Annotated in this window: 1 protein-coding gene; it reads left to right on the top strand. The window is 47.2% G+C overall.

From position 1 onward, the window contains the following. Positions 1 to 945: cobaltochelatase subunit CobN (locus ABF638_RS38175; RefSeq protein ID WP_435027919.1), on the top strand; the 945-nt coding region annotated here is incomplete at both ends.

The following is a 945-nucleotide window of genomic DNA, read 5'->3' as shown; positions in this document are numbered from 1 at the left end:
CCCCCTGCCCCCTTGCCCCCCTGCCTCCATCCCCGTTCCCGGAATTCAACTCGGCAACATCTTCGTGGGAATTCAGCCAGCAAGGGGTTATGATAATGACCCCAGTTTGAATTATCATGCGCCGGATTTAGAACCAACCCATGCTTATTTAGCTTTCTACTATTGGGTTAGAGAAACCTTTGGTGCTGATGCTGTAGTTCATGTAGGGAAACACGGAAATCTAGAATGGCTACCGGGTAAAAGTGTGGCTTTATCGAGTAATTGTTATCCAGAAGTAGCTTTCGGCGCACTTCCCCACCTGTACCCGTTTATTGTCAACGATCCTGGTGAAGGTTCCCAAGCCAAACGTCGCGCTCAAGCGGTGATTATAGATCACCTAACGCCACCGATGACTCGCGCGGAACTCTACGGTTCTTTGCAGCAGTTAGAAAATTTAATTGATGAGTATTATGAAGCGGACAGCTTAGATCCTTCGCGTTTGCCAGTGATTCGCGATCGCATCCACGAACTGGTGATCAAAGAAAATCTCCATCTAGATTTAGGAATTCAAAATGAAACAGAGATTTTTAAGTCTGAATCTTTAATTTTGAATTCCATCGGTGGCTATCTGTGTGAATTGAAAGAAGCCCAAATCCGCGATGGCTTGCACATTTTTGGGCAATGTCCCCAAGGAAGGCAGTTACGAGATTTAATAGTAGCGATCGCTCGCATCCCCAATCGCCATTCTCCAGGTATTACCCGTGCGATCGCTCAAGATTGGGGACTAGATTTCGATCCCCTCACAGCCGATTTGTCAATGATTAGCGGTGAATACTCAATAGTCAATGGCACACAATGCCGTACCCTCGGTGATATCGTCGAAGTCCTAGAAGAACACGCCGCCCTCTTAGTCGAACAACTAATAAATCAGGACTCCAGCACAGACGCGATGAATCGCGTCTGTGC

Origin of the sequence: Nostoc sp. CALU 1950 (assembly GCF_051172895.1) — a bacterium.
Taxonomy (GTDB): domain Bacteria; phylum Cyanobacteriota; class Cyanobacteriia; order Cyanobacteriales; family Nostocaceae; genus Nostoc; species Nostoc edaphicum_A.
Note: the sequence above shows the minus strand (reverse complement) of the source record. Positions and strands in the feature narration are given on the sequence as shown.